Origin of the sequence: Litoribacillus peritrichatus (genome assembly GCF_039537985.1) — a bacterium.
Classification (GTDB): Bacteria; Pseudomonadota; Gammaproteobacteria; order Pseudomonadales; family Litoribrevibacteraceae; genus Litoribacillus; species Litoribacillus peritrichatus.
Window position 1 is genome coordinate 541754 of the sequence record NZ_BAABBN010000012.1, and the last position, 26726, is coordinate 568479.

The window sequence follows — 26726 nt, forward strand, 5'->3', positions numbered from 1 at the left end:
TAACTTTAAGTTATAGCACTTTTAACAGAAATCACCATTCACAAAGGATAGAAGAAGCGTTTAGCGATCGAATCACGACTAAGCCCCTCTTTCATTGCAGTCTCAGAGCACTATGATTTGGCTGACGCTTGTTTGTTTGACGCTTTACGCGCCTGAACTTTTCCAAGAACGCTTCTGCCAACAACCCCAACAACAGAACAAACCACCAATGAAATCGCAGCGGATATCACTAAATATGGCAATAATTGGTCAAAGTGCTTCATGCCCTTAAATGCAATATCAACCCCAAGATACGGAATGGCAGGCACCCAGACTTCAGCACCAGAATCAAAAACAACTTGCGCCATGGAGCCGCTTAAAAACACGACGACCGACATAAACAGACACTTCAACACGAGATTTTTGACATTGCGAACCAGTAACCAGCCAGCCACAACAACACCCAGAGCGCTAAACCCATACAACATCCATGCACCTGAGGTAAAAGAATCTGCTGCGCCAATTTGTGAAAATAACGAACTCATTTTCTGTTTTCCATTCCTGTTGTATTCATTAGTCTAATAACCTTCGCGCTATTAAATCCAAGTATTTTTTGAACTAAATGCTATTTAATCCAGGCACTTTTTAACCCAAGCAGTATCTAACCCAGGCACTATTTAACCCAAGCAATAATGTGATCTTCCAGTTCATCATCTTCGACAAAGTCTTCAGGTAAAACCTTCCCTTTCAGGGACATCCCTGCTGCAGCAAGGCTCGATTTCTTGCCGCTCACCAAAGGGTGCCATTCCATTAATTCCTTTCCTTCGTCAAGCAACTTGTACGCGCAGGTTTCAGGCAACCAATCGACAGGGATAAAATCGGCAGAAAGCTTCAAACACCCTTCAACCACCTTTCTTCTGTTTTTATAGTCGCTGCACTGGCAGGCTTTCATGTCATACATTCGGCACACCACGTTGGTATACGCGAGCTCACCGCTGTCTTCATCTTCCAGCTTATGTAAACAACACCGACCGCAATTATCACAAAGACTTTCCCATTGTTCGGGGGTCATGTCTTTCATTGCAGTGGTTTTCCAGAAAGGTAAATCCGTCATGGTCATACCACCCATTAATCCGCTTGATTCGGGTCGTACAAATCCAGCAAATAATCTTCTTTCGGCGGCGGCATTTGCAAGAAGAAACCTTTAGAGGCGATGTCTTCAAGCACTTTTTCAGCCTCAACACGAGAAAGTTTACTGTCCGGTTTCACCAGCATATCCATCACATGAATTGGCTTTCCGAACACCTCAAGTAAGGCTTCAGGCAACTCTTTTAAGCCCTTCAGTTTTTCAATGTATAAGTACATTTCATCACGACGCGGGCTTTTATATATAGAACAAACTTTCATAAATTAATTCACACTCAAAACATTAAACGAAATTTCTTCGCCATCCGTGCTTTCATTTTAAAAGATAAACTAACCTTTCAACTTATATAACCAATAATTTCTGATGCCCATCAAAGGACTAATCCAATAAGGATTTCATTGCCTCAACAACGCCTTCCTCAATCAAATCTTTACGCCAGCCGATAATATCTTCCGGCCAATCACCCATTTCATTATTTCGCCATGCGTGATTAATCATTTCCTGAAACTGCTTCTTACGGCAAATTACAGCAGCATCAAGATTCTGGCTGAGGGCAGCCTCTTTGACAGGCTTGTAAACAGCATCTAACCAGCTCTTGGCATCTTTTGGCAATAGCGTAAAACGTGGCGGCAACAGGTCTTCATCCAGCGCCATCGCCCCTTTTACCAATTCGCCCATCAGGACGCCATAGTTACGAATGATCCCTTTTGGCACAGCCAATTGATCAAATTCAACCAGGCTGGTGGATTTTCGAAGGCCTATTTCAACGATCTGACGATCCGCAAGTATCCGGCCTTTCGGAATGTCTTTTTCCGCAGCCACTTTTTCTCGCCAAATCGCCAAAGCCCTGACCACCGCCAACGCTCTTCGGTTTAAACGACCAATGCCTTTTACTCGCTGAAAAGGCAAGTCGCCGTTCATCTCATACAACTCGCGAGACCGATCCACCAATGTCTGGCAATCCTCGTTGAGCCACGCCAAACGATCGAATTCCGCCAGCTGCTCATACAATTTCAGCCACGCCTGAGCCAAATAAATCACATCATCCGCAGCATAACGCACTTGCTGATCAGAAAGCGGACGCCTCAGCCAATCCGACTGAGTTTCATCTTTTTCCAGTTCCACTTCCAGCATGGTCGATATCATTTTCTGATACCCCACAGACTGACCAAGATTGAGTAACGACATGGCAAGCTGAGTATCATGCAGATTTTCAATCCAAACACCGGTGCATTGAAATAGCACACCTAAATCTTCGGCCGCGCTGTGCAAAATTTTCACGCAGTCAGACGTCATAACCAACGCCAATGGCGATAAGTCCACCCCGGATTTAGGATCAATCAACCAAACACTTTCACCATCAAAAATCTGAATTAACGCGGGTATCGCCCGATAGGTATCCCTACGCACGAACTCAGTATCTAACGCAATCCATGGAAGTTCAGACCACTCTTCAGAAAGATCCGTTAACATTTGATCCGTAGTTACAAATTGCACCGGAACATTATTGGTATTCTGAGACTGCATAGTTAATTCCAATCAACCCATTCATATAAAACAGTGAAATAATTACAGAGACGACTTTAAACAAACGATCCGGAAAACAGCCTAAAATGGCTGCCTATTGGCAAACGCTGTTTTTAAAGTATTGCCGGATAGTGCCTCAAGGTCACCGCCGGAAGGGATGCCACTTGCCAATCGGGTAATTGCAATGTCATCGTTCACCAGCTGATCTGATATGTACTGTGCGGTTGCATCACCTTCTACCGACGTACCGGTAGCAATGATCAACTCTTTGACTGACTGGCTACGAATCAACTCAAATAGCTTATCCATACCCAATTCGTAAGGCCCCAGACCATCTAGAGGAGACAAACGCCCCATCAGCACAAAATAACGTCCTGTATAGCCGGAAGTCAGTTCCAGTGAGTCCACATCTGCGGGGTTTTCTACCACACACAGTTGCGTTTCATCCCGTGACGAATCGTTGCAAATCGAGCAAAGCGCTTGCTCAGTGAAGTTACGACAACTCTGGCAGTTTTTAATTTGAGTCATGGATTGGCTCAGAACTTCAGCCAGATTCAAACCACCCTTGCGATTCGATTGCAATAAATGCAATGCCATTCTTCTGGCCGAACGAGGCCCCACTGAAGGAAGCACTCGAAGGCCATCAATCAATGCGTTAAGTAAATCACTACTCACTTACATCAACTCTTAAAATGGCATCTTGAAGCCAGGAGGCATGCCCATGCCTGAAGTCAGACCAGACATTTTATCCTGGCTGTTTTGCTCAATACGACGTACTGCGTCGTTTACGGCGGCAGCTACAAGGTCTTCAATCATCTCACGATCATCGTCATCCGCGATCAGGCTTTCATCGATTTTCACAGATTTAACATCGTGACGGCCATTCATCACCATCTTAACCATGCCGGCACCTGCTTCGCCTGTCACTTCAGCATTGGCAACTTCTTCTTGTGCTTTTTGAAGCTGCTCTTGCATTTTCTGAGCTTGCTTCATCAAATTACCCATACCACCTTTCATAATCTCTAACCTTTTCTATATGTAAAAATCGTGTTGCACATCTTATCACCTTTCTGGCAGGCTGTTGAGTTTCGTTACCGAGGCAGGACTAACAAGGCAAAATCTCAGGCGAAAACGCGGAGTTTATATTCATAAATGAGCATTTTGAGCCTGATTTTAACGCCGTTAGGGCAACGCAGATAGGAAATCAACAACCTGCTAGGTTAACTATAGGTGACGAAGACACATACTTGGTGAATAACACCGTTAATCTGTTTATGCGTGCCTTTTACGGATTATCAATAGGCACAATCGTATCGTCCAGCACCTGTGCACCAAACTTGTTCTTCCAGTTCATCACATTCGGATCTTCGTGGAAGGTCGAAATCGCCAGTTGAAGACGCTCTGCTTTCTTTCGTATGCGATATTCTGCCGGAGACTCCGCCGGTAGCTCTCCCGGTTCAATTGAGATGGCGACCTCATGACCCAAGGCCTGAGATAACGCCGCAGCCAAAGTACTGGTGCGCTCAGGTTTCAGGAAAGTTTCCATATCTGTTTTGAGCATGAAGTGCCAGTGATCACTCTCTCTGGCGACCGGAACCATGTTGGCTGCCAAATTAGCGGTAAAGCGATCCACGTTGAGCTGAGACTCAATGGCCAACCACTCGCTGTCATCACTTAATATTTCTCGCGGCGCTTCCGAATGCACTGCAGATGGCGAAGCCACAACATCTTGCGATGGTGTTTCAGAAGTCTCTGAAGGCTCAAGACCCAATAGAGTATTTCCAGCTACCGAATGATCAACAGCCGCCGGATTATCCAGTTGAGTCTGGATAGAAGCCAATGCAGAACTGGCCGTTGTTGCCTCTGCCGCCGGATCAATTGACGTTGATTCAGCTTCGGTTAAAACGGTTTCGCCTGATGCTTGCTCGCTAAACTCTGTCTCGACTTCGGAAACATAACGCGCATCTTCAAGTGCTGGAGAGCCAGCTTGTACGTTTTCAGGAATATCTTCCCACGGAGGTATATCCTGCGGATTCACCACCTGACCTTGGCTTGGTTCGGTCTGAATGGTCTCGGCCTGAAAAGGTTCGGTCTGAAGAGACTCGGCAGCAGGTTGCACCACGTGCTCTTCCACTGATTCATTAGCACTATCCAACGAGCCTGAGGCCTCCGCAACAGGAGGCTCAGAGTGAACTTGTTGCTTTTTTGCGGGCTCTTCGACCTCACTCCCGGTACGTTGCTCAGGTAACCCCGCATCTTCACTTGTTACAGAACGGTCTGTTTGTGCAGAAACATCTGTTTGAGCAGCACTGGCGGAGATCGATTCGACTTGATTTACTGGCTGAGCATTCGGAAGTGGCGTACTGGGAACAGAAACCGGCTGGCCTGGCTTTTTGATTTGAAATGCCAACATTCTTAATAAGGTCATTTCAAGCGCAGCACGCTGATCTGCCGCAGCGGCCATATCTTTTCGGGAAGCCAAACCAATTTGATAAAACAAATGCACATCGTGAGGCTGAATTTGCTGAGACATGCCCAACACAAATTCCTGGTCGCCCTGGCTGTTATCGACGGAACCAGGCACCATTTGAGCCACGGCAATTCGGTGTAAAACAGCAATTAACTCATCCAGAATCCCAGCAAAGTCCGGAGCATGGTCGGCCGCACGTGCCACTTCATCCAGAATGGACGCCGCATTTTGATTGGCCAAAGCCTCTAACACATGAAGCACATAGGCACGATCCACCGTACCCAACATATTTCGGACATCGCCTTCCATCACAGATTCATTACCAAACGCAATGGATTGATCAGTCAGACTCAAGGCATCCCGCATACTGCCATCGGCTGCTTTGGCCAGCAGCCACAAAGCAGGCTCTTCAAAAGGCACCTTCTCTTCACCTAAAACGTACTGTAAGTGATTCACAATTCGCTCTGGCGACATGTTCTTCAGATTAAACTGCAAGCAACGAGATAATACGGTTACGGGCAGTTTTTGAGGATCGGTCGTTGCCAACAAAAACTTCACATGCTCTGGCGGTTCTTCCAGTGTTTTCAATAATGCATTGAAACTGCTGGTACTCAACATGTGGACTTCGTCAATAATGTAGACTTTGAATCGACCACGACTCGGCGCGTATTGTACGTTTTCGAGTAAATCCCGAGTATCTTCTACTTTGGTCCGTGAAGCCGCATCCACTTCAATAAGATCAACAAAACGCCCTTCGGCGATTTCTACACAAGAAGAGCACACCCCACAAGGTGTTGGCCCCACGCCTTCTTCACAGTTCAGGCTTTTTGCAAAAATACGGGCAACGGTGGTTTTACCCACACCCCGAGTCCCCGTAAATAAATAGGCATGGTGCAGTCTGTCATGACTTAGCGCATTGGTCAGAGCCTTTAGTACGTGCTCTTGTCCAACCATTTCTGAAAAGGTTTGCGGGCGCCAGCGTCTAGCCAGAACGTGATAACTCATGAAAGGTCTCGGGAAGTAAAATTTGAGGTGCTAATGCTATCGAATATATACAGGTAAACACAAGTAAGTCGACGCATTATTCAAGGTCAATTCCATTAATCGGCCAATTTTTCAGCGCAAAGAACAAACGCTTGCGTTCAGGCCAATGAACTGAGTGGTAAAACAGAAATAATCAGCGATTCTGCCACATCAAAAAATATTGAAATTAAATGTTGAACTTTTAATTAATCACTATGCCAAAGTTGATGAATGCACAAGGCAAAAAGAAGGAAACTGCGTTTCGGCAACACTGACCAGACTCTCGTTTCAGCGCCTGAATAATTTTTTAAATTATCTGCAATCAAACAAACAACTACCTCGTTTAGAGGATTAGGATCAAAACAATCCTAGATAACAATATTAACGGAGCACATATGAAAGACACAAAAACAATCATGGGAACAGCAATCGCAGGCGCACTGGCATTAGGTTTAGCTGCGACATCCCCTTCCGCAATGGCAGGTAAGCCAGGCTTCGAAAAGTGCCAAGGCATTGCTAAAGCGGGCATGAACGATTGCGGTACAAGCAAGCACAGCTGCGCAGGCCAAGCAGCAGTTGATGCTGATGCAGAAGAGTGGGTATATGTGCCAGAAGGTACTTGTAATAAAATTGTTGGCGGCAAAGTAAAAGGCGCTAAGTAATTATATTGCTTCACTAAAGAGAGTTATTCGGCTCTCTTTAGTATCCTCCTACCACCAAGTAAGTCTAGAATGTTAACTCCCATTATTACCCCGTAGGTTCAATCCATGAGTTCCAGTAAGTTCGAAGCCCACTCCATTCAGGGCGCAGGCCTGGGTTTACGTTCAAGTCACTACCAACAAATATTCGAAACCAAACCCGATGTCCCTTGGTTCGAGCTGCTTAGTGACAACTACATGGCCGACGGTGGCCTGCCTATTCTGAAAGCAGAAAAAATCAGAGAAGATTACCCGGTAACCTTGCACGGTGTTGGCATGTCACTTGGTTCTGCCGATCCGCTTAATCTCGATTACCTGAGCAAACTGAAAGCGCTTGCTGACCGTATTGAACCCGTTTATGTGTCCGATCACATTGCCTGGGTTTCCGTAGGCGGAAAGTATACGCATGACTTATTACCGCTGCCCTACACAAATGAAACACTGAACCATCTCTGCGAGCGAATTGATCAGGCCCAAAACGTTTTGGGACGTAAAATTCTGGTAGAAAACCCCTCTTCTTATATGACCTTTCATTCAACGGACATGACCGAGTGGGATTTCATCAAAGGCATCACAGAAAAAACCGACTGTGATCTGCTGCTGGACATCAACAACATCTATGTCAGCGCGATTAATCATGATTTCGACCCTTATGAGTACCTTAGAGGCATTCCTTCCGAGCGAGTTAAAGAAATCCACCTTGCCGGTTATGAAAAAATGGACAAGTACCTTTTCGATACTCACGGTTATCAGGTTCACCCGCCCGTCTGGGACTTGTACCGAGCCGCTTTGAAACAGTTTGGCGCCGTTCCGACCCTGATTGAGTGGGATACCGATGTACCAAGTTTCGACACATTACGACAGGAAGCTCTAAAAGCCGAAAAACAACTGAAGGAGTTTTCGCGATGAACTTAAAAGATTGGCAAGAAGCCTTCTATCGCGGAATTTTTGATCCGACGCAGGACAACATCCAAAAAGCGTGCGAAGGTGTGGACAGCACGGATAACTTATCCGCTGAAGAGCGCCTCGGCATCTACCGTGGTAGCATTTTAGGAGGCTTAACCTCTGGCTTATCTGGCATCTACCCGGTTTGTGAAAAACTGGTTGGCGAACAATACTTCACTCAGATGGTCAGTGGCTATTTAAAACAGTACCCTTCCGGCTCCCCTGATTTAGGCAATTATGGCGAACACCTTCCTCAATACATTTCAGACTTTCAGCCCGCCAAAGAACTCTTTTATTTGCCTGACGTAGCCAAAGTCGAATGGCTTTGGCATCAGGCGTTTAACGCGGCTGAAACACCTGCATCCAATCAAGGTTTTTTACCCGTCAGTGAACTGGCCAATATTGCTGTCGAAGACCAGGCACGAATTCAGTTTTGTCTGAATCCATCAGCCAGCCTGATGAAGTCGGACTATCCAGTGCATAAGATTTGGGCGGTCAACCAAAACGATTACGAGGGTGATCAAACCGTGAACCTTGATGACGGAGAAACCAATTTAATCGTTTGGCGAAGCCAGGATTTCGGCATGCGAATAGACGTTATTAACGAAGACGAGCTCAAGTTCCTGACCGCAATTAATCAAGGCAAACTGTTTGCCGAGATAGCAGAAATGAGCTTTTCTTTACCTATATCAGAACTCTTACCTCCATACATTCAAATGGGGCTTATCTCCGGCTTTCGATTGGGAAAATCTTAAAACCACCAGGAAATTATAATAATGACCATGACAACAACAACAATAACCAAATACTCTGAACTGGCACTGAAAGGAATTGATGCACTGCAAGTTATTTTTCTTTTAGGGCTCCGACTCTGGTTGGCCAAAGTCTTTTTTATGTCCGGATTAACCAAGATTCAGTCCTGGGACACAACGTTAATGCTGTTTGAGTACGAATATTCGGTACCGATTCTACCATTCGATATCGCGGCCTACCTGGCAACGGCAGGCGAACTGATCATTCCGGTGTTCTTAGTTCTCGGTCTCCTGACTCGCCTAAATGTGGTTGCTTTATTCGCTCTTAACTTCGTCGCCGCCATTTCATACCCGGACATCAGTTTCGCAGGTGAAAAAGACCATATTATCTGGGGCTTAATGACTTTAGTTTTGTTCTTCTTTGGCCCAGGTAAAGCAGCGATCGATACGTTTATTAAAAGTAAATTGAATATTAACCATTAATCAGACAAATCTTAAAACCTTTAACAGCTCATCACTTCAGCCCTCTGGTTTCAGGGGGCTTCATGTTTACCCAGTAATTCTCCTCTAATTGCGTCCATTCAAATTTGATCTAACCATACTAAGAATCATGCAAAAATAAACTAAACCATTCATCGCACCTCCTAAATACCTTTCAGTTTGTTACCTACAATTACAATAAACACATAAATTTACATAGCTTATAAATATAACAGTATTTATTGCTGAAGAATGATTGGGTATTTCTTATGAAAATTTCAAGGCGCTTTCTCCTCGGACTCCTCTTTATTTTCAGTGGAGCTTTCAGTATTTTCCCCGCTATGTCGGCAGTATTGGACAGTAATCCGCCCGGTTTACAGAAAGCGATTGAAGCCCAAGAACGACATACACAAACCATCATGACCCAACCTGGGGTTGTAGGCACCGCCATTGGATTACGAGGCGACGGTAAAGCCTCTGTATTTATTTTGACAGAAGGACCGCTCGTGGGTGGATTGCCCGATTCATTGGATGGTGTCCCGGTTCAAGTAAGAGTCACAGGAAAAATTTATAGCAGACATCATAGAACCAACCACGAAGGCCCAGGCGGAGGTGACACTGAAGATCCGATTGACCCAACCACACGCTTTGATCGTCCGGTTCCTATTGGTGTTTCAACAGGCCACCCTTCAATTACTGCCGGAACCTATGGCGCTCGGGTAACCGATGGAAGTAACGTATATGCGCTCAGCAACAATCACGTTTATGCAAATGAAAACCTAGCTTCCATTGATGATCCGGTCATCCAGCCTGGTACTTTTGATGGTGGTGCTTCGCCCGCAGATGACATCGGTACTTTATCCGATTTTGAGCCCATAGATTTTCTTGGAAACAACACAATGGATGCCGCCATTGCCTTAAGCTCAACCGTTGATTTGGGAAACTCAACGCCAAGCGATGGCTACGGAACCCCAAAATCCACTACAGCAGCCGCCACGTTGAACATGAAAGTTAAAAAGTACGGCCGCACAACCGGCTTCACCAAAGGTCAGGTTTATTTAACCAACGCAACCGTCAGTGTGGGTTACGACACAGGGGTCGCTCTATTTGTAGGACAGATCATAATAACCCCAGGTAATTTCAGTGCTCCTGGCGACTCCGGCTCTCTCATTGTGGTGGATGGCGGTAAAGGCAGAAATAAAGGTGATGATCGTAAACCGGTGGGATTACTCTTTGCGGGGAGTTCGACTATCACCATTGCAAGCCCTATAGACCCCATATTAACCCGCTTTGGCGTCACCGTAGACGGTGATTAAACTGATCGGCCTTTTAATCATAACAATAGGGCTCTCAATGTCAGAAGCTAACAGCGACGATATTTCACCCGATCTAGTTATGAAAACGTTAGACGTTCATTCCGGTAAGCTCATGCAGCTTCCCGGAGTGGTCGCAGTCGGCCAAGGCGAATGCAACAACACACCCTGCATCAAAGTGTTTGCCACGCAATCAACCTCCGCACTCTTAAAGCAGCTCCCAAAGCAACTGAACGGAATTCAAATCATCCTGGAAACCAGTGATGAGATTAAAGCTCGCTAAGCATTCATTCTGAACATGAACGATTGTCTATACTCTGAAAACTGATGCCCCCCTACAGGTACATACCAATGTTCCGGACTTCTATCTTTACCATGATGTTCATTGCACTGCTTTTTGCTCACCCTGACAAAAGCATAGCCATCCGTGGCGGTGAAGACATAACATCAAACAGGAACTCACCTTCTCATCAAGCGGCCTACACCGTAGTCGCAATTCATAAACAACATGCCTTACACCAACAACCCGACTCTAAACACGCCTGCTCAGGCGTCCTGATCAATCCTGAAAATATTTTAACGTCAGTGCATTGTTTCGATGACCAAAACTTTGAAATAACGATCATCTCGGCGCATTTCAAACTGACTCCAGTTTCAGTAGGAATACACAACCAATACCTTCGAACGGAATTAAAAGACGAATACTGGCAGTTTGTGTACGACATAAAACTTGAAAATGATTACGCCTTAGTAAAAATAGAATCCCTACCTCGCAACCCTAAAACCCACACTCTCGATTTATCCAGGCCATCATTCACAATTTCGCCAACCCTGACCTGGTCCGAACAGCTGTTTGTCATGGGTTATGGCCAAACCGCCAATATATTTGGCATGGGGGAAGGCGAAGGCACACTCAGGATTACAGGCCCGTTGAACGGAGAAATATTGTCTAGTAAGCGAGCAGAAATTCGCCACAACTCAAAAGGTGCTTGCCAAGGCGACTCTGGCGGCCCGCTGTTTTCTATTGAAGAGGATAGGTTGCTATTGCTTGGTATCATCAGCCAAGGGGATTGCAATACCTTTTCACGCTACCAAAGAGTGATTCGCGCAGATTTAAATCCCAATCATTACCAATGGTATGCCGTACCAACTCAGAACTGAACGAAAACGCATTCAAAGCGTAACTTCGTGTAAACCTTCGGCTCTAAATTAACCCCAAAGAGTGATAGAGCCACTGATTAAGACACGATAATGTAGAAAATATAACGACTCACGCAATTGATAAAAAGGAATCCACATGCAAGGAAACATCATGGCTCGGCCGTTGCTGATTTCGAGCTTAATCGAGCACGCCGCCCTAACACACCCCAATACCGAAATAGTCAGCCGACGGTGTGAAGGCGATATTCATAAATATACGTTACTCGACGCCTCCAAACGATCAAAACAGCTGGCCAACGCACTGACCCGGTTAGGCGCAACATCCGGCGATCGAATTGCAACACTGGCCTGGAATAACTATCGCCACTTCGAATTATATTTCGGCGTTTCAGGCATGGGGGCAATCCTGCACACAATCAACCCTCGCCTGTTTCCCGAGCAGTTAATTTACATTATCAACCACGCCGAAGACCGTTGGTTATTCGTTGACTTAACCTTTGTTCCGTTACTTGAGGCCATTCAAGACCAGATCAAACACATTGAAGGGTTCATTATCTTAACGGATGAAGAACACATGCCAGAAACCAGTCTTCAGAACTTTATGTGTTACGAAACACTGATTCAGCCAGAACCAGACACGTTTGACTGGCCTGAACTGGATGAGAATCACGCTGCAAGCCTCTGCTATACCTCTGGCACCACAGGCAACCCGAAAGGGGTATTATACAGCCACCGTTCAACCGTTATTCATGCCCAAGCCGAAATCGCCAAAGAAGCACTGGATATCGGCAGCTACTCCTGTATGTTGCCTGTAGTACCCATGTTCCATGTTAACGCATGGGGAACACCTTACGCCGCAGCCATGACCGGCGCTAAATTAGTGCTCCCCGGCCCGGGGATGGACGGCGCCTCTTTATGGGAGTTGATCGACGCCGAAAAACCGGACTTGCTGCTTGGGGTTCCCACCGTATGGCTCATGCTGCTGAATCACATGGACAGCATTGGCCAAAAACTGGAGTCCGTCGATAACGTGGTGGTTGGTGGTTCGGCTGCACCTCTTTCCATGATTCAGAAATTCCAGGAAGATCACGACGCCTTTCTGGTTCACGCCTGGGGCATGACAGAAATGTCTCCGCTTGGCACCGCCAACGCCAAAACCAAACTGATGGACTCCATGCCGTTGGAAGAGCGTTACCAGTTACAACTGAAACAAGGCCGACCGGTTTTTGGTGTGGAAATGAAAATCGTCGATGACAACAACCAGGAAATGCCAAGAGACGGCGTTGCCTATGGCCGCCTGTTAGTTCGTGGCCCATGGATCATTAATGGTTATTACAAAAGTGATGACCAATCCAGTTTCATTAACGGTTGGTTCGACACCGGCGATGTCGCGACGATTGACCCGCAAAACTACCTGCAAATCGTCGATCGATCCAAAGACGTCATAAAATCAGGTGGAGAATGGATCAGCTCTATTGATCTGGAAAATGCCGCCGTCGGCCACCCGGAACTGGTGGAATGCTGTGTCATAGGCGTCGCGCACGAAAAGTGGGATGAACGCCCGATCCTGCTTGCCATCAAACAAGAAGGCAGCGCAGTCACGGAAGACGAAATCAAAACCTTTCTGACGGACAAAATCGCAAAATGGTGGATGCCTGACGCAGTTGTTTTTGTCGATCAACTGCCTCATACCGCCACCGGCAAACTATTGAAAACCGAAGTGAGAAAGCAATACCACGACTTCTTGCTCAAATAACGTCACTTACAAATGCCGGGCACTTTGCCCGGCACAAGTCATATTCGTATAAGTCATGCCCGGCACCTCCCACGCTCTCCCGACTCTCTTCTACGCCGATCTTCTACACTACAAACAAGAAAGTATAAAAAACAACCTACATATAAAACATTCATATATAACCTAAACCACTGTTTTTAAATACCTTAAACGAACGCCATCTAATTTCAGCCGCATTCAACTTGCACACAAAACAATCAAAAGCTATTCCAAATAGAGAGACTTAAAAAATAACTTAAACCAGTCTCATGGATGCCCCTGAAAAACACATTCGCTTATTTTTATGAAACGGACGACGTATGGCAGAAAAACAAGCAATTGATCATCAATGGATTCGAACCATTCTCTTTCTCATATTTTTTTCAGCGTTTCTCTCTGCTTGTTCAAACACCTATAAACTCACCATTAAGTCAGACCCTCCCGGCGCAAAAGTCACTGACGTAAGACAAGGCTATCTGGGTACAACGGATTTTGAATACACCGCCAAAGACTCTTTATCGACCGGCGGGAAGAATCGAGAGTCATTAAACCTGACTTTCTCCAAACCCGGTTTTCTGGAAGAAAAGCGAGACATTCTGAACATTAAAAACAGTCAAACCATTTTAGTCACGCTGCATTCCGCGCCAACCTACCTGTACATCGAAACCATTCCAACCGGTGCCGAGATCAAGCTGCACAACAAAAACGGCGAACAACTGAACTTCAGCAACACGTCTAAAATCACCCGAAAATCATTTTTTGCCAATCGCCGCTATGAAATCCCCGACTCCGCAGAAACTTTATGGGTAGAGCTTGAACATAAAGGCTACAAACCCTTGAGCAAAGAAATCAAAATCGTGCCTCATAAAGAAAACCGTTTTGCCTTTCAGCTCGACGAAGTCGTCGCCACGCTTCAAATTAACTCTATGCCAAATGGTGCAGAAATTTATGAAAGAACGTTAGGTTTTCTCGGCAGAACACCACTGAAGCTGGACTTCAAATGGGACAAACTGGTTCGGCTTTCACAGCATTACGACGCCCTTGAAACCTCATCGGTTAACCTGCAACTGACAGTCAAGAAAAACAATTTCAAAGAAAAAAGCTTCATACAGGAATTCTTTTTATACAAAAGGAACCCAGCAACTTTGGTTGAACTGGAAGCGCTCTAGCGACCAAGTTTAACGCATGAACCGGAACACCAGAAAAGGACATCACTTTATGAGGAGTCTCAACATGTCCAGAGCATACCTTATCACTCTAGCCATCATTACCGCTTTTTTTATTTCAAGCTGTAAGAGCACCGCTTTTACAGTAAAGACCAAACCCTCTGGGGCCAAGGTCATGCTGATCAACCAGGAAGGCAAGCAAAAAGGGCAAGTGATCTCCGACAGTAATTTTGAAGTAACAAACTCAGAGGATTTTTTCCCCAAAGATACCGCTCAAACCAGCGTACTATTGCTCGCCACCAAAGAAGGCTATAAACCCCAGCTAAAAGTGCTTCCGGGGATTAAAAAAGGTGAAAAAAACGAAAACACACCCATCATCAATTTAGAACGACTCAGCACCGATGTCTCCATCGAGACCAGCCCTCCGGGCGCTACTGTAAGATTCATCGATAACAGAGGCCGCTATGTCGACTTTTTGTCGAAAGAGTACGTATCCATTCGCAACTCACGTATTGCAAACCTGGTGGAAGATCATCTCAGAGATATTGACCAAACCCTCAAAGCCGTCAGCACACCAACCATCGTCACCCCGTTTGATCAAAAATACACAGAAGAAACGGCCAAAGCCAACTTCTCGCGTATTAACAAAATATACATTGAAAAAGAAGGCTACAACCCGGAAATCCGAAATATTTCCATTCGCCCGGACGAATCAAATACCTTTTCATATAAGCTCAAACCTTTCGCCACCAGCATTAAAATCATCAGTGACATCGACGGTGTGGAAGTAGAAGACGTCAGTAACGTAAAAGGCACCAGCTTTGGCTACTTAGGTAAATCGCCGTTCATTCGAAAGTTCACTTACGATGAGATATATGAACGCAAAGATTTCTGGAACAAACGCCAAATTGATCTAACGCTCAAATCCACCAAACCAGGTTACGAAACCGAATACCAAAACGTGTCGGTAAGGCTGGGCGAAGAAATTACCGTAAAAATCAGCATGCGCAGCCAGCCGAAAGAAATCTCTTTCCAGTCAGACCCTCAAGGCTCACATGTTTATGTCTACCGCGAAAAAGAGCGCGATGTATACAACGAAGAAACACAACAAATTGAAACCAAAAAACTGATCCACTGGAAGCATCTTGGCGTAACCCCGTTCACCTATTACATGGACACATCCGATGCATTAAAACACGCCGACAAACTCAAGTTCAGCCGACCGGGATACCAGGACGGCATGGATTTATTTAAATCCGGCGTCAACAACTACCACCTGGTTTTGACGCCGGCCGGAGAAATCATCCAGCGACAAGAATTGAAAAACTGATCGCACACCCCTTATGCGCTCGTTCCCAAAACATCAATTTCTGGCAGCCCTTCTCGGGCTGCTGATTTCTTTCAATGACCTACGTGCCGAGCCAGCCAGAACCGCACTCATCATCGGCAACAGTCACTATCTCCATGCCCCGCTGAAAAACCCTCAAAACGACGCCAACGACTTGGCCAATACCCTAACAACGCTCGGCTTTAACGTCATGCTTCATATAGACGCCGATCAACGGCAAATGGAGCAAGCCATTGATCAGTTTGAAGACCAGCTCAAAAAACGCAGCGGTATTGGTTTGTTTTATTACGCGGGGCACGGCATTCAATCTCAAGGCACCAATTACCTATTGCCTATCAACAACGCGATTGAGCGAGAAAGAGATCTAAGGTATGACGCTGTTGACGTTGGCAGAATCATTTCTGCAATGGAATTTGCAAGCAACGATTTAAACATCATCATTCTGGACGCCTGTCGAAATAACCCACTCACCCGCAGTTTCCGCTCATCAACGCGCGGCTTGGCAAGGCTAAACAACACCCCTAAAGGTTTGCTGATTGCCTACTCCACCTCACCAGGGGAAGTCGCACTGGACGGCGATGGCCGAAACAGCCCCTATGCAAAAAGCCTGATTCACGCCATTCAAACAAAAAATCAACACGTATTACTGACCTTCCAAGCCATAGCAAACGCTGTGCAATCAGAAACAAAAGGCGCTCAAGTGCCCTGGATATCTTCCTCGCTGACTCGAAATTTTTTCTTTTCCCAAACGCACGAGCAACAACCAATAATCACCACAACCATTGCAAAAACAGCCAATGATTCAACGTTGCTCAAATCGCCGAAGCAGCCCACCAAGCCGTCTACGATAGCAAAACCTAAACCATCATTGGCCGCCATAGAAACCATAGAAAAGCCTTATGAATTACCGCAAGATCAATACCACTGGAAAATCCAACAAGATATTTTGACCGACTCATCCTTAGGGCCCAAGCTGGTGTTGATCCCGGCAGGTGAATTTATCATGGGGTCGGATGAAACCTCAAAACACGAAAAGCCCGAGCACTCAGTGAATATTCATCGGCCTTTTTGGGTATCCATTCACGAAATCAGCTTTCAGCAATACGACCTCTTTTCCCTACAAACCCAACAACGCTTACCCAAAGCTCAATGGGGACGCGGGCCACAACCGGTGATCAACGTGTCCTGGCAGGATGCCCACGCTTACACCCTTTGGCTGAGCGAACAAACCGGCCGCAACTACCGCTTACCGAGCGAATCGGAGTGGGAGTATTTCGCCAGAGCCACCACCACATCACGATATTACTGGGGCAATGAGCTCGCTCAATGCTCCGCCTTGCCCTTGAGCCGAATCGATCAATCACGAGGCTTTCAAAAAAACGAGATTCACCCATGCGCTCAAACGTTGAAACAAAAGCAGCGTATCCTGGCGAATTGCCGACATTGTTTTTCCTGGGTTAAAACGGGTAAGACGTTTCCCGTTAACAGCTATCAACCCAATGCATTCGGGTTATTCAATGCCTTGGGCAACGTCGCGGAATACACACAAGATTGCTGGCGCCCGAATTACTATGGCGCGCCCTCCGATCATTCAGCGTATGAACGCAACAACTGCTCACAAAGAGTGGTTAGAGGCGGCCACTGGAACTCGGCTCACAATGAAATTCAAGTCACTTCCCGACAACCAGTCAAAATAAGCACCAAGTCTGATCAGGTAGGCTTCCGTGTAGTCAGAGAGAATGAGCGTTCAAACCATAAGACCGACTTTTAAATGGCTTAATCAAAGTCGGTTTCCTTACTAGGTATAAACCAATCTCTCTATGCCGCTTCCACTTTCATTGTGAGCTGATGGTTTTCGTAAACAGGCTTGAACCGGAAGCCAAGGCGGAACAGACAAGTCATTAACAAGTCAATTGAGAATTTTTCAATATGACCATTCAACAAGTTACTGGTTCGCGGCTGTGTCAGTCCAATTTTATCCGCAAACTCGCCCTTACCCAGGCCACTATCGTTGAAGATATCGCGTATTACGATCATTAAATCAGCACGGGTCTGTAGCTCATTCGCTTCTTCTTTGTCATCCGTAACAGCATCAAAAATGTTATCGAACTTTATTGAAGACATTACCTAAACCTCAATTTTTTATATATCAGTATTAATATATTATCACCAACCTCAAAATATATCACTAATGATATATTTTTATTCTCCAATTTCTTTCATCATCTGCTTATGGCGCTTCTTCGCTGTATCCATAGCCTTACGATCAACGCCATTGGTTGTCTTGGTGAACGCATGTAGGACATAGACAGCATCACCGAACTTAGCGACATAGACGGTACGGAAAGCCGGACGACCGTTTTCAATTAATTCTATGGCTCCCACCCCTACACTCTCAGCGATATACTTAAATTTGGAGAAAGGCTCTTTGCCTTTACATACAGTATTCAAGTCCAAAGCAAAGCGCTTCTGAATATGTTCTGGAAGTCCTTTAAATTCTTTTAACGCTTGTTTATTAATGAACCGTATTTCTTTCATAGAATCACTTTAAATGCTCAGGAATTCTCACTCTTGAAAATCCTCCCTTTAAAACAACTTCTAGTTCTCGCTATGAGGTCGAACTTTAATTTCTAACGCCCTCTTTTGTTTAATAGCCGTCGCGTTCTTCAAATCAGTCCATCCTGCACCGTAATCGTAAAGCCCTTTGCTAAGGCTATCTCTGTAACTTGATACAGTCGCACAATATAGGTTTGTGCGGGAACGCATTCTTTCACAGGAAATAAAGCTGTTCAAAACATAACATTTCATAAGTCCATATTCACGAATCAGTACGCAATATTTGCACACCGATAGGTTACGAAACAAATTCCTCGGCGCCTGCACCAACGGATCAGCACTCAGGAGTCGGCCAATCAGAGGATCGTAAACCCGCCCGCTCATATGCCTTTGATCTTAATAAGAACTCTTAGTAGCTATTTAAATTGACTTATTTTCGAATATTTCGAATAATTAAAATCAGAGACTAAGAATAGAGATAAAGACCATGCAACAATTACAGGATCATCTTCCCTCTGCGGAGGAATCTGCGTTAGCAAAAATATGCAGTCGAGAGCTTTCTGCGATCCTTGAAAGTGGCGTTGATACACAAACATTGCTTATTACCGATCCATCGTCTGAACAACATCAGGTTCAAGTGCCTAGCTCGGCATTAAGACTCTTAGTGGATGTATTAACGGAACTAGGTGAAGGAAACACTGTTAAGCTAATACCTGTACATGCAGAATTAACCACGCAAGAAGCAGCCGATATGCTGAATGTATCCCGACCAACATTCATCAAGTTATTAGATGAAGACACGATTCCATATACACGAACAGGCAACCGAAGAAAGGTTAAGTTTGCTGATGTGAAAGCCTACAAAGACAATCTAGAACAACAACGGCTCACTACATTAGAAGAGCTGTCTGAATTGGATCAGGATCTAGGCTTGGGTTACTAATGAGTTCTAACTTTACTGTCGTTTACGATGCCTGCGTTCTTTATCCTGCACCTCTTCGCAGTTTATTGATGTACCTAGCTCTGTCTGATCAGTTCAGAGCTCGATGGACAAATGACATCCATGATGAATGGATTCGTAACCTTTTGAAGCAGAGAGCAGATATTGACCCTGCTAAGTTGGAACGAGTCCGTGAGTTGATGAATCGAAATGTACCTGGTTGTTTGGTCGAAGGCTATCGAGATCTAATCCCTTCGATTGAACTGCCAGATCAGGACGATAGACACGTTGTAGCCGCTGCTATTCAAACACGTGCGGAAGCTATTATAACCTTCAACTTGAAAGACTTTCCTGATGAGGCCTTAGCCCCGTATAACTTGAAGGCTATACATCCAGATGACTTCATCATGGATCTATGCGACTTAAATATTGCTTCAGTACTTCAAGCTGCTCAACGTCAAAGAGCAAGCCTTAAAAATCCACCGTTCACTGCTGAAGAATATTTAGATTTACTACTGAGACAGCAGTTGCCTCAAACAGTTTCTCGCTTGAAGCAGCTTAAATGGATGCTCTAAGAGAATTATAAATAATTTACTGAAGGTCTCAGACCCAACTAATTAAAATTCTTTAGTCGTATTGATAATCGTATTGCCTCAAAAGTGAGGTGGTCTAATAGGTTTGTACAGTCCAGTTAAGGATAATAATCCAAACTGGAGTTAGTAAATATGACCACAAGAAAGAAAGTTAGTACCAACGGTCTAGATATTTTCTAATGCAACAGACTCACCAGACCAATCCCATGTGAAGGGGTTATACCAGGGCATACCAACTCGGATCAGTCAAACTAAAAGGGTTATTCATCACATACGAATAACGGTTAAAGCTCTGAGAATTCCCCGGCGCCTGCACCAACAGACCGGCACTCAGGAATCGGCCATCAGAGGATCGTAAACCCGCCCACTCATATCTATTAGTCCAGACCTAATCAGAGGCGCGTTTTGCAAAAGTATGAAACGTAATGACCGATTCCACAGAACTTAAACCGTCTTCTTTTTTTCTTTTTTTCACCAACCCCCGCGTAGTTGCCACCCCCGTCGCAAGGTCATTGGCTACCACCCAATAGCGTCCATCCCAGTAATGACCGGGAATTAGCTGTAAAGGCTTGTTCTTATATGCAAGCACTTGCAACCCCTCCAGGCCATAAGGCGGTTCAACCTGAAACTCACCCATTGAAACCCAACGATTAGCATCATCCAGATTCACGTATTGAATAAATTTGTTGTTATCCGGGGCGTCCTGTAGCTCCAAAAGGTAACTTTTTTCACCTAACGCATTTTTGGTATGGCCAACGATATAAAAATACCCAGGCTGGTTTAATTTCACGAATAGCTCCACGACCTCCCCTTCCACAAACGAAAGATCTCTCAGCCCTTTATTGGTTTGTATGCTCACCTGAAAGTCAGAACTCACCACATACCCGGAATGTAATAACTGATCAAAATTCACCGTCTGAGGCTGGTAACTCATGCCCTCGTACACGGCGGGTATCAACTCCGCCACCTCTGTACTGATGATGTCACCCATTCGATTGGTTAACACATACGACACCGTCATCCCCGATGAGTGTACGAGATATTCGCCTCGTAAAAAGTGGTCTGCATTTGCGTAACTGGTGGACAGCCCCGCCATTGCGGCCTGCATATGCAACTTGAGCTGGTTGGAAAACTGAGTTATTTCTCGTGAATTAACGGGCGTGGCCGGCGCTAAATACACATTATGCTTAACGCCCTTATTTTTAGCTTTGTCTATGACCCCTTTTAATAACTGTTTTGCCGCAAAACTCAGGCTGGTTGCTTTTTGTTGGTGCTTTAATAGCAGGCTTTGCAAGTGCGCTTTTTCAACGGCAAGAAACAAGGACTGAGCCGCTTGGGCATCCAACAGTCCAAGTACCTTATGAAGCTGAGACCAATAATGCACCTTATTCAACAATTCGTTGAGTGTTTCAACTCGCGTCGCTTGATCTAACGTTCCAAGCAAGCTCTGCGTGTTTTCAATCTCCCTTTTCAACTGAGTTAAAAGTTGGACATACAACGGAGCCGAGTGACTGCTATCCAAAACCCCATGACACATAACCTCTGTCTGCTTGGGAAAGCAATTCACCTGAGCACCTAAGATCGGTAAATTCGTCGACATTTTTGTAGTGGAGGTGGCAGATACACCTTTCCGGCTGTCCGAAACACTGACGGATTCGCTTTCGATATGAACAAACAGCGCACTTGCCAGCTCCACCAAAACCTGTTCTTTCGCCTGTTCTTGCCCATGCGCCATAGCTTTTGCAGAATAAATTTCTGCACTGGCCAGACACGGCAATACACTGAAAAAACAGACAAGGAGCGATAAAAAACCAAAGCGCATAGTCGACTCAGAGCCTCCCAAAAACCAATCTTATTTCTGAAGTATATACCGCCATTCACCGCCTATAATTTCATTTAGGTTGTGGCCATGCGTCACTAAAAAACATTTCTCAACAGAAAAGTAATGTACTTAATCCCAGTGCATTATAAAATGCCCCCAAAATTGATGCCCTTAAAAGGATTTAAATATGCGTAAGTCTCTCTTAGTTTCGGCCATTGCTATCGCCGCTGTTGGCGCTGCCAGCCCTTGGGTTATGGGAACCATTGCCGAAGACCAGTACATTCAATCTGTTGAGCTGATTCAACAGGAAGAAAATGAATTTTTTAAAGTCACAGGCACGTCATTTGAACGAGGCTACGCAGACTCGAAAGCGCTTATAAAAATCACATACACGATGCCTGATACGGAAATTCCACCATTTTCATTTGTGATCGAGTCCGAGCTTCAACACTTACCCATTTCGGTAACGGATCAAGGCACGTACTTTTTTGAAATCACATCTAAAGACCGGATTTACCTGGAAGGCATCCCTGAAGACATGCAAGCCTTCATAGATGAGCACCTTGGCGGCTCACTGCTGACCGGCAACAGCCACATCAACCTGCTTGGCAACGGCGGCACCGAATTAAAGACGCACGAAGTCAACTTCGAAGACCCGGATACACAGTCCACTGTTCAGGTAAAACCTCTAACCATCAACATTGATGGGGATATGGCGAGCATTAATGGCACCGCCCAGTTAAACTTACCATCGCTGATCATCCAAGATCAGGAAGGCTCTCTGGAAATGAAAGCCTTCGTCATTGACTCCACGTTTGCTCAACATGAGTCCGGAATGAACACAGGCACCTCTGTACTGAACATCAGCGAAATGAACGTGTTCTCACCAGCGGGTCCAATCAACCTGACCAACATCGGTTTGGATACCGTGTCCGAAGTCGTAAACGACAAGCTCAACACTAAGATGAGCTACAGCGTTGCAAAAATCCAGGCACCTTTCCCGATCAGTGCTGCCCGCTACGATATCGAGCTGAACGGCCTGACTCAAAAATCACTTGAGATGTTTGAAGAGCTGAACGAAAAGTCCGAAGAGTTCATGCCGGCGTCTTTCTCAAACGATCCTTTCTTCAAAGACTTGTTAGAAGCAACGCTCCAACCTGGGCTTGAACTGAATCAGGAAATGGAAATTTCTGCCTTTGGCGGCCAGTTGTTTGCCGATTTAGACGTAGCTTTCACAGGCGTTGAAGGTGTTGAGTTAATGCAATTGGCATCGCCGGATTTGGCACCAAAAGCGTTCAAAGCAAACTTCATCGCCAGAGCGGATAACGAAGCCATCCTTAGCACGCCTGCCGCGCCTATGATTGCCCAGTTTATTGAGCAAGGTTTCGTAAAACAAACCGACAAAGAAGTGTCTACAGAAATCAAACTGGTTGACGGTAAATTAACGGTCAATGAGCAAGAAATTCCGCTGGAATCCGTGATTCAAGGCATCATGATGAAAATGGCTGAAGACGAGCAAGTCCAGTAATTCCAGTGCTTTAACGTAAGCCAGCTCTAGAATCCCGCCCTGAATTTCAGCGCGGGATTTTTTTGATTCGTTCGATTACTGCTTATTTCTGCTGATCAGTTCGATTGACTAAGCCTACTGATCGTAATTCTACTGATTGATCGCGGCTTTCAATGTTTGAGCTGACACCGGTTTATTCTGACTCAACACTTCCCGACCGTCCGAGGAAAACACCATGACTTTAAAACTCGTACCCTTCAAGATGCTTTGAGCCGTCGCTTTGTCCGTATAATACCCCTGACCAGACTCCTCATCGGATAACGAAGAAACAGTGATTAATTGCATGGCTTCGGCATTTAAGCCATTCAAAACTTCCCACTGTTTTTGATAATTCGAGTTACTGCCTTTGTCTCCAGCTACGATTACTGTGGATACGTTGAGTTCAACGCCATAATCTTCAGACAGTTGTTTAGAAATGTTCTCAGTAGAGAACGCATTTTTTCCTAAAAAGAACTCATACCCAAAAGACATCGGCGATAAAATAATCAGTATCAAAATGAGTTTCGTTTTTAACAATGAATACACGTTATATCCCTATATAAGTTGTTATTTTTAATAAGTAATTCAGCGTACACATGAAACCTTTTTCATAAAAAAGACGATATTAACTGCGTCACAGAAACCCAACACCAACCCGTTAAAAACGCGTCTTAAAATTATTAGAACAACGATCAACCCAATACCCCACTCAGTTGCTCCGCCAGCCAAGCAAAGTCCGCTGCTCTCAACTACTATCAAATAAAGGCTATTTTTCAATCAATTCTAAGCAAATAGTATTGAGTATCACCCATGAAACTATCGACTAAGTATTCCGGTAAACTGCTTGTCTTCGTATTCGTTCTTTTAAGTTATGGTTGCGCTTCCGGCCCAGATCCACAAAGTGCATCCACGTCCGAACGACCAGCCTTGCATGAAGCAGCACTGATCAGCGATGTGAACGGGATGGAAAAATTGCTCATGTCAGGCGCAGGCCCCAATGAACCGGACAACTCAAATTTCACACCACTGCATTGGGCGGCGGCCAGTCAAATGGGTAAAAACCGTGAAATGATCGAGCTGCTGGTGCAATACGGCGCCGACCCAAACTTAACCCTCAATAACGCTAAAATGGTGCCTCTTCAGTTCGCTGCCACAGCAGACACAGCATTATCGCTGATTGAAAACGGGGCGAAGGTGAACCACAAAGACATCAGCCAAGGGACGCCCTTGCACAACGCAAACAAACCCGGCGTAGCCCAAGTATTACTTGAAAACGGAGCCAACCCCGAAGCAACCAATGCCTTAGGCCAAACACCAGCTGAAAGCCTTAAAAGTGCCCTGTCTCATTTTGGAAAAGAAGCCATTTACAATACCCCTCGCCAACAATACCAACAAACCATAGCCGTTATCGAAAACTACCAAATGCATAGTGCCGCTAGCTTTACTGCGTCTAGCGAGGCGTTAAACGGAAAAGGATTAACCACTGACACGGCCATGAATAAAACTGTGGCCAGCCAACCTGCCAAGAACAGCAACGCAACAGCAGTGGATGAACGAGATTTTGAAACCATCCAACAAGAAGCAAAACAACTGGGCGATAATCAGGTTTGTGCCATGCAAAGTTACGATTGGTATTACACCGGGAACAGTTGTTTGAACGATTTCGCTCACGGCAATGGTGCCGCAATAAACCCTTATGATCAGGAGCGCTTTGAAGGTCTCATTCAAGCGGGCTATCCAATCAAAGGTCGCTTGTTAAAACTCGACCAACCAGTCTTTGAAGGTGAGTTTGAAGAAGGTTTGGCCCATGGGGACGGCGTATGTTTTTTTGAAGGCGCTCCCGAAGCCTGCCAATATTACAAGGGCGACCGAATCGATGCACTGCACAAACAACGACTCGAATTTCAACGACAACAAGAACTGCTTTCTCAGGCCAAGAAAGCCGAACCGCCGGTCACCACCCACCACAGTAACTATGTATCACCCCAACCCAATTACGATACCTCCGGGGGCGATGCACATGGGTACGGCGCTCCTAACTATAACGCACAAAGGTACGATGCCAGCTATACCGAACCCGAAGGAACCGCCGAGGAAACAGTGACGGACTCGATCACTGATACCATTCAGGATGAGATGATTGACCGGGGAGCCAAATACCTGTTCGACGAGCTGTTTTAACCAAAAAAGTTAAAGACGTTTCAGCTCATCAATCATGGACTGCATCACCGCGCGCACTTTATTGGCCTCTTCGGCCAATAACGCGTTTCGCTGATCAATATCAGTCGGCAAGTCCGCTGCGGTAATTTCCGGATAATACAACTGATACATAACCTTTAACTCTTTTAATCGTTTCAAGATGGTCGGAATACTCAACAACCGGGTTTCTTTAATTCGATCAAAGCTCTTCTTTGGTAACTTACTTAACACGCGATCCAGTTTATTTGTCACCGGAATCGTCGTCGCCCAGTTCTCAGAGCCTTTATGCACCAACACTAGAATTGGTGTGTTCAAGCGTAATGAAAACTCGACAAAGCGAGGACTCAGGAAGGGCTCAATGTCCAAACCGTTGCCATAATTGCAGTTCTCACCTTCTGGCTTTACGAATAAATCAGTGAAACCGCCGTTTTCCATCTTCGCCAGAAATTCTTCAAAATTCAGCCCTCGATCCACCTGAGTAATGTATTGAATGGCGTATTTATACAAGGGAATCTGATAGAACAAGCGCCACATAATCGCGATAGGTTTACGCTCCTCGCCACCATGCTCCATGTACAACTTATTCAGAGCAATTGTACTGGCCAAAGGACCAAGCATAGGGCCGTGATTTAAAGCCACCACCAACTGAGGATGCTTTGCCAAAATATCTCGCATGTTATCCGACGCAGGATAAAATGAAATTTTCTTTGCCAACGCTTTGGTCATTGCGCCTGCAACCAGCGAAAAATCCTTTACACTTTTCATAATACTCAATCACTCACTGTGAACCTCTACAAGTGGCGCGAACTCTACTGGATTTACCGGAGCGGTGCAATTTAGCGGGGTTAATGTGAACTGGTGTAACGATAAAAAAAGAGTGATAAGGATAATAAGGTGTCGCTCCGTGATTCGGCCGGGAGAGATTTACAATTGAATGATTGCAAATAAATATTAAAAAGCATGTTTACCGATCTTCCCCATTCAAAGGCACAGCCATAGGAAACCTCAGTGAATATTTTCAAACCGTTTAAATCAAAGAAAAGAAATTCAGCGAATGAAAAGCAACAGAAAAAATCTACACCAGTGCCTCTTTATTGCAGTGAAAACTGCAAAAACCACTACTTGGTAAGATCCTTCGGAACCTGCCCTGAGTGTGATAACACATGGGACTGCAGTAACAGCGGCGCTGACCGGCATTATAGAAACAATGCTTGGGCAATTTGCGATACTTGCTCTCGCAACCTGAAAAAATGCGTTGTTTGTACAAAAGCCATCTAATTTCTCGTG

At 45.3% G+C, this 26726-nt stretch carries 27 protein-coding genes; 15 read left to right on the plus strand and 12 right to left on the minus strand.

Annotation, left to right across the window (positions count from 1 at the left end):
- Window positions 1-110 precede the first annotated feature (110 nt).
- The 7 genes from ABD744_RS19010 to dnaX all read right to left on the minus strand — a co-directional run bounded on the left by ABD744_RS19010 (window position 111) and on the right by dnaX (window position 6128).
- Entirely contained in the window at window positions 111-524 is a 414-nt protein-coding gene (locus tag ABD744_RS19010; RefSeq protein ID WP_344800154.1) for a hypothetical protein, read from the minus strand.
- Between the two features lie 128 nt (window positions 525-652).
- On the minus strand, window positions 653-1093 hold the full coding sequence (locus tag ABD744_RS19015) for a YcgN family cysteine cluster protein (protein ID WP_344800155.1): 441 nt from the start codon (window positions 1091-1093) through the stop codon (window positions 653-655).
- Between the two features lie 14 nt (window positions 1094-1107).
- Window positions 1108-1386 carry a YcgL domain-containing protein gene (locus ABD744_RS19020; RefSeq protein WP_344800157.1) on the minus strand — a complete coding sequence of 93 codons (279 nt, stop codon included), beginning with the start codon at window positions 1384-1386 and terminating at the stop codon, window positions 1108-1110.
- A 118-nt stretch (window positions 1387-1504) separates the two neighbouring features.
- Window positions 1505-2653 carry a ribonuclease D gene (locus ABD744_RS19025; RefSeq protein ID WP_344800159.1) on the minus strand — a complete coding sequence of 383 codons (1149 nt, stop codon included), beginning with the start codon at window positions 2651-2653 and terminating at the stop codon, window positions 1505-1507.
- Window positions 2654-2734: 81 nt separating this feature from the next.
- Window positions 2735-3328, minus strand: a complete 594-nt coding sequence (gene recR / locus ABD744_RS19030) for a recombination mediator RecR (protein ID WP_344800160.1) — start codon at window positions 3326-3328, stop codon at window positions 2735-2737.
- A 12-nt stretch (window positions 3329-3340) separates the two neighbouring features.
- The gene (locus tag ABD744_RS19035) at window positions 3341-3673 is read right to left on the minus strand and encodes a YbaB/EbfC family nucleoid-associated protein (protein WP_344800235.1); all 333 of its coding nucleotides are present in this window, start codon (window positions 3671-3673) and stop codon (window positions 3341-3343) included.
- Between the two features lie 265 nt (window positions 3674-3938).
- A complete protein-coding gene (gene dnaX, locus ABD744_RS19040; RefSeq protein WP_344800161.1) occupies window positions 3939-6128 on the minus strand; it encodes a DNA polymerase III subunit gamma/tau in 2190 nt (729 codons plus the stop codon).
- A gap of 413 nt (window positions 6129-6541) precedes the next feature.
- On the opposite strand from dnaX, the gene ABD744_RS19045 reads away from it, so the two are divergent.
- The 11 genes from ABD744_RS19045 to ABD744_RS19095 all read left to right on the plus strand — a co-directional run bounded on the left by ABD744_RS19045 (window position 6542) and on the right by ABD744_RS19095 (window position 17554).
- Entirely contained in the window at window positions 6542-6808 is a 267-nt protein-coding gene (locus ABD744_RS19045) for a BufA1 family periplasmic bufferin-type metallophore (RefSeq protein WP_344800162.1), read from the plus strand.
- A gap of 105 nt (window positions 6809-6913) precedes the next feature.
- Window positions 6914-7753, plus strand: a complete 840-nt coding sequence (bufB, locus tag ABD744_RS19050) for an MNIO family bufferin maturase (protein WP_344800163.1) — start codon at window positions 6914-6916, stop codon at window positions 7751-7753.
- The gene (locus tag ABD744_RS19055) at window positions 7750-8544 is read left to right on the plus strand and encodes an HvfC/BufC N-terminal domain-containing protein (protein WP_344800165.1); all 795 of its coding nucleotides are present in this window, start codon (window positions 7750-7752) and stop codon (window positions 8542-8544) included. Before bufB ends, ABD744_RS19055 begins: the two co-directional genes overlap by 4 nt.
- A 21-nt stretch (window positions 8545-8565) precedes the next feature.
- Window positions 8566-9024, plus strand: a complete 459-nt coding sequence (locus ABD744_RS19060; protein ID WP_344800166.1) for a DoxX family protein — start codon at window positions 8566-8568, stop codon at window positions 9022-9024.
- A 338-nt stretch (window positions 9025-9362) separates the two neighbouring features.
- Window positions 9363-10337 (plus strand): chymotrypsin family serine protease, encoded by a 975-nt coding sequence (locus ABD744_RS19065; RefSeq protein WP_344800167.1) that lies wholly within the window; start codon window positions 9363-9365, stop codon window positions 10335-10337.
- A gap of 37 nt (window positions 10338-10374) precedes the next feature.
- Window positions 10375-10617 (plus strand): hypothetical protein, encoded by a 243-nt coding sequence (locus tag ABD744_RS19070; protein WP_344800168.1) that lies wholly within the window; start codon window positions 10375-10377, stop codon window positions 10615-10617.
- Between the two features lie 68 nt (window positions 10618-10685).
- Window positions 10686-11495 (plus strand): trypsin-like serine protease, encoded by an 810-nt coding sequence (locus tag ABD744_RS19075; protein ID WP_344800169.1) that lies wholly within the window; start codon window positions 10686-10688, stop codon window positions 11493-11495.
- Between the two features lie 136 nt (window positions 11496-11631).
- Window positions 11632-13251, plus strand: coding sequence for a long-chain-fatty-acid--CoA ligase (locus ABD744_RS19080; RefSeq protein WP_344800170.1), 1620 nt, complete (start codon window positions 11632-11634; stop codon window positions 13249-13251).
- Between the two features lie 338 nt (window positions 13252-13589).
- Window positions 13590-14438 (plus strand): hypothetical protein, encoded by an 849-nt coding sequence (locus ABD744_RS19085; protein WP_344800171.1) that lies wholly within the window; start codon window positions 13590-13592, stop codon window positions 14436-14438.
- Between the two features lie 64 nt (window positions 14439-14502).
- Entirely contained in the window at window positions 14503-15765 is a 1263-nt protein-coding gene (locus tag ABD744_RS19090) for a hypothetical protein (protein WP_344800172.1), read from the plus strand.
- 13 nt (window positions 15766-15778) lie between these two features.
- Window positions 15779-17554: an SUMF1/EgtB/PvdO family nonheme iron enzyme gene (locus tag ABD744_RS19095; protein WP_344800173.1), complete on the plus strand. Its 1776-nt coding sequence runs from the start codon at window positions 15779-15781 to the stop codon at window positions 17552-17554.
- Between the two features lie 47 nt (window positions 17555-17601).
- Here the strand turns inward: ABD744_RS19095 and ABD744_RS19100 are convergent, their stop codons facing one another.
- Both ABD744_RS19100 and ABD744_RS19105 read right to left on the minus strand, forming a co-directional pair.
- Window positions 17602-17907 carry a helix-turn-helix domain-containing protein gene (locus ABD744_RS19100; RefSeq protein WP_344800174.1) on the minus strand — a complete coding sequence of 102 codons (306 nt, stop codon included), beginning with the start codon at window positions 17905-17907 and terminating at the stop codon, window positions 17602-17604.
- Between the two features lie 78 nt (window positions 17908-17985).
- On the minus strand, window positions 17986-18321 hold the full coding sequence (locus ABD744_RS19105) for a type II toxin-antitoxin system RelE/ParE family toxin (protein ID WP_344800175.1): 336 nt from the start codon (window positions 18319-18321) through the stop codon (window positions 17986-17988).
- A gap of 505 nt (window positions 18322-18826) precedes the next feature.
- Between ABD744_RS19105 and ABD744_RS19110 the strand changes: the two genes are divergently transcribed.
- Both ABD744_RS19110 and ABD744_RS19115 read left to right on the plus strand, forming a co-directional pair.
- Window positions 18827-19282 carry an excisionase family DNA-binding protein gene (locus ABD744_RS19110; RefSeq protein WP_344800176.1) on the plus strand — a complete coding sequence of 152 codons (456 nt, stop codon included), beginning with the start codon at window positions 18827-18829 and terminating at the stop codon, window positions 19280-19282.
- Complete coding sequence (locus tag ABD744_RS19115) at window positions 19282-19854, plus strand: VapC50 family PIN domain-containing toxin (protein ID WP_344800177.1); 573 nt, start codon at window positions 19282-19284, stop codon at window positions 19852-19854. The genes ABD744_RS19110 and ABD744_RS19115 overlap by 1 nt, the downstream gene beginning before the upstream one ends.
- A 406-nt stretch (window positions 19855-20260) precedes the next feature.
- On the opposite strand, the gene ABD744_RS19120 is transcribed toward ABD744_RS19115, so the two are convergent.
- Entirely contained in the window at window positions 20261-21694 is a 1434-nt protein-coding gene (locus ABD744_RS19120; RefSeq protein ID WP_344800178.1) for a hypothetical protein, read from the minus strand.
- 187 nt (window positions 21695-21881) lie between these two features.
- On the opposite strand from ABD744_RS19120, the gene ABD744_RS19125 reads away from it, so the two are divergent.
- Window positions 21882-23222 carry a DUF945 family protein gene (locus tag ABD744_RS19125; protein ID WP_344800179.1) on the plus strand — a complete coding sequence of 447 codons (1341 nt, stop codon included), beginning with the start codon at window positions 21882-21884 and terminating at the stop codon, window positions 23220-23222.
- A 129-nt stretch (window positions 23223-23351) separates the two neighbouring features.
- Here ABD744_RS19125 and ABD744_RS19130 read toward each other — a convergent pair whose 3' ends face one another.
- Entirely contained in the window at window positions 23352-23786 is a 435-nt protein-coding gene (locus ABD744_RS19130; protein ID WP_344800180.1) for a hypothetical protein, read from the minus strand.
- A 264-nt stretch (window positions 23787-24050) separates the two neighbouring features.
- Here ABD744_RS19130 and ABD744_RS19135 point away from each other — a divergent pair, with 264 nt between their 5' ends.
- Window positions 24051-25421, plus strand: a complete 1371-nt coding sequence (locus ABD744_RS19135; RefSeq protein WP_344800181.1) for an ankyrin repeat domain-containing protein — start codon at window positions 24051-24053, stop codon at window positions 25419-25421.
- 9 nt (window positions 25422-25430) lie between these two features.
- Here the strand turns inward: ABD744_RS19135 and ABD744_RS19140 are convergent, their stop codons facing one another.
- Window positions 25431-26204: a hypothetical protein gene (locus ABD744_RS19140; RefSeq protein ID WP_344800182.1), complete on the minus strand. Its 774-nt coding sequence runs from the start codon at window positions 26202-26204 to the stop codon at window positions 25431-25433.
- Between the last annotated feature and the right edge of the window lie 522 nt (window positions 26205-26726).